4 protein-coding genes are annotated in these 2,895 nt (G+C 47.2%); 3 read left to right on the top strand and 1 reads right to left on the bottom strand.

Annotation, left to right across the window (positions count from 1 at the left end; all coding sequences use genetic code 11):
• Window positions 1-657, bottom strand: a 657-nt coding sequence (locus F6K53_RS36520) for a 4Fe-4S binding protein (RefSeq protein WP_293084371.1), incomplete at its 3' end; no start/stop codon positions are given.
• A gap of 1,093 nt (window positions 658-1,750) precedes the next feature.
• Between F6K53_RS36520 and F6K53_RS36515 the strand changes: the two genes are divergently transcribed.
• The 3 genes from F6K53_RS36515 (at window position 1,751) to F6K53_RS36505 (ending at window position 2,828) form a co-directional block, all read left to right on the top strand.
• Complete coding sequence (locus tag F6K53_RS36515; RefSeq protein WP_293084368.1) at window positions 1,751-2,062, top strand: hypothetical protein; 312 nt, start codon at window positions 1,751-1,753, stop codon at window positions 2,060-2,062.
• Between the two features lie 98 nt (window positions 2,063-2,160).
• Window positions 2,161-2,445 carry a hypothetical protein gene (locus F6K53_RS36510; RefSeq protein ID WP_293030644.1) on the top strand — a complete coding sequence of 95 codons (285 nt, stop codon included), beginning with the start codon at window positions 2,161-2,163 and terminating at the stop codon, window positions 2,443-2,445.
• Window positions 2,446-2,543: 98 nt separating this feature from the next.
• A complete protein-coding gene (locus F6K53_RS36505) occupies window positions 2,544-2,828 on the top strand; it encodes a hypothetical protein (RefSeq protein ID WP_293062275.1) in 285 nt (94 codons plus the stop codon).
• Window positions 2,829-2,895: the final 67 nt, after the last annotated feature.

Below are 2,895 nucleotides of genomic sequence, written 5' to 3'. Positions count from 1 at the left end.
TTTTGGCGGTGCGTTGTGAGCTTCAGTGCCAAGCAATCCCCGTGGTCCAGTAAATACCATCTGAACCATGCCAAATGGACAGACATAATGACACCAACTTCTGCCACCATAGAGGAATACCATCATTATGGCGGATACGATAGTCAAGCTCAGAAACAAACCCAGAACCAAGCGGTCAGAGTTAACAAATAGAATCCGACAGTTCAACCCGATCAAGAAAATGGCAAACTGGACATATAAATGGTTACGAACCAGCCAGGGATTTTTGCTTATATCCCTCTGTGGCTGCAATCCCAACGCTCTGGGAATTTGGGACAGAAAGTAAAGTGGGCAAATGCGTCGCCAAGTTTCATGACCAAACACCAAAACAATCATGATGGCGCTAGGCACGATCATGCCCCAAAACAGTCGCGCTCCCAGGGCATAGGGTTTTTCATCTAGGCATACTCCCTGGACTTGAACACATGGGTCTCTGGTGAGTATGGGATCTCGAAACAGGCTGAATAGATGATCAGGATCAGTTAAATTGTGTGAAATCGGGTCATAAAACAACGATAAAATTAATATTAGCCAACTAATCGCTAGCACCCAACGGACTCGGTGCCAACTTTGTTCTTGTACCTTTGACAGCATCACTTTAACCCCCTTTTGCTCCATTGTGGGAAACCAGTTCAGGCATTGCCAGTACCCATTTGGGTACTTCCTAACAGCTAGCACCGAAACCAATTCTGAGGATGAGCATTACCCGTCTTGAGGCATAATTTGCTCTATAACACCAGCAAGAGTTAGGTCAACCCTCTTGAGCTTGAGTTTGTTAGCAACCTAACTAGCACCATTGATTTTGAGTCACCAGTTACTTATCTGGTTGAGTCCACAACTTTTATGTCGCAGTTTCCGAATTTGTAACATAACTTTACAAAAAACCCCCAGATAGTTCTAATCTGATGGTTAGAATGCAACAGTTTGGTAGACATAGCCTAGGCTGTTCACTCTAGGACTTGATTGATGGTATGAGTTCATGCATAATCTGTGTGACCAGGTTGCCAGGATCTGCCCATGATACAAGGATACTTTAGCTCAATTGAGCGTCTGGCCAATTTATTTAAGCAAAGCCGTGATCGTTGGAAGCAAAGAGCGAGTGAGAAGCAACAGAAATTGCGAGCACAAGAAATCCGGATCCGGGACAAGCGAGAAAAGTCGAGCCCTGTGGTTTCGACGAGCCCAGATAGCGGAAAAGGAGGTGCGAGCGTATCGTCAACAGAGCTCATCCCCATCGGTTAGCCCCCTGTCTGATCAGACAGCAGTCCCCCCCCGTCCGTAGGCGGCTCTGCCACCGTTGGGATTGTTGAAACCCAAAGCACTCTGTTAGCCAGCCACCATTATGGAGCATTGACGATTAGCTTAGCCATCTCGAAAGTGGTTGAAAGTTTAAGCAGTTTCCGGGGAGCCTCGAAAAATTTGGCCCTATTGAGTCGGTTCATCGGTCAAGTATAACCCGAGTTATAGTAGTATTCGGCAATGGGTATTGCGGATGGGACTATACTTGCTACAGCGTCCGGGGCGAGTACCGTCACGACTGGCGTGTGCATTGCCGATCTGACCCTGGAATTAGGGGCTCACAAATGCTTAGTAGTGTTAGGAATCAGCCAAGCCCGGTGGAAGAACATCGTGGAGCAATCATCTGGGAAATTGTGCTATCAGGACTTGTCACTACTAGCGTTAAAGGTCATGAAGAGCACTCTTCGGAGACTTGATCTACCCAATCCTCGAAGCGGTTGGTGACCAGGTCGGGGTTCCCTTACAGCTTGTCTCGGACCAAGGCAGTGATCTCTATAAGGGCATTCGGTTGTACCATCAAGCTCATCCTTCTGTGCAGGTGACCTATGATGTCACCCATCAAAGTGCCCGATTACTCAAAGGTGAGTTAGAGCTCGATCCAATCTATCAACGCTTTGTCAGTCGGTGTACCCGCAGCCGTCAACAGTTGCAGCAGAGTCCATTATCTTTTTTAAGACCACCCGCACAACGAGCCAAAGCTCGATACTTCAATATTGACACCTGATTGGAGTGGGCCGGGCCTCGTATTGGCCGATCAGAAGCAGCAGGATTTCTCAAGGGTCAATCCCGGCTACTGCGCGCGATCCGAGTGCCTTAAAAACCTTGAGTGAGCAGTTAACTGCTGAGGTCAATGGGGCCTTAAAACCCCTTAAACAAAAGCCATTTCCTGACCAGAAAGCCTTTATTGAAGCCCTCAAAGGGTGTCTTTCAGAGGCAGTTTTCTTTGAAGTTGGTTCCTTAATTTGCCAAACCGCTGACCTCGGTAGACGGTACTTTCCGGAAAAATTGGGTTGGGTGTCGGACTATCAGGAGGCCCTCGAACCCTTCAACCAGATGCTTTTCTTAGTGCGCACCCTTCAATACCAGCAAAAGCCATCAAGGGTTTAACCAACACTCGAAAACAGACTTTATCAAACAAACAGCTGATTTAACCTGATCGAAACGGTTAGAGGACTTATCGCCTACGTTAATTGCCTATATTGACCATGAAACCACAGCATTGCCTCCAAAACAGCCCCTACTTGCCTATCCGTGATATCATCGAGTCCCTCTTTGGTAAATATAAACTGTTTTCCCAAAGGTCATCCCTCAAGCATATGGGGCATTTACTCTTGACACTGCCTCTGCTCACCACCCAGTTGACCTCTGAACTTGTTAAAGCTGCCATGGAAACAGTTTCCTTCTGTGATGTCCAACATTGGTATCGACAGCACTTTGGAGAATCTCCCGTGGGCCTTGCGTCGGGCTATTTTTCAGGCTACAAAAATTGACATAGAAACTGCATGAACTTTTATCTGCATAAGGGATTCAAACTCAACAGCCCTTGCAGTGGCTGAT

It is taken from the genome of Moorena sp. SIO4A1 (assembly GCF_010672065.1).
Classification (GTDB): Bacteria; Cyanobacteriota; Cyanobacteriia; order Cyanobacteriales; family Coleofasciculaceae; genus Moorena.
The sequence above is the reverse complement of the archived record's forward strand: the minus strand, read 5'-3'. Positions and strand labels throughout refer to the sequence as shown.

Excerpts from the sequence above, each read along its gene's own strand:
- F6K53_RS36505 (WP_293062275.1), top strand. The coding sequence starts at position 2,544 with ATGAAACCACAGCATTGCCTCCAAAACAGCCCCTACTTGCCTATCCGT.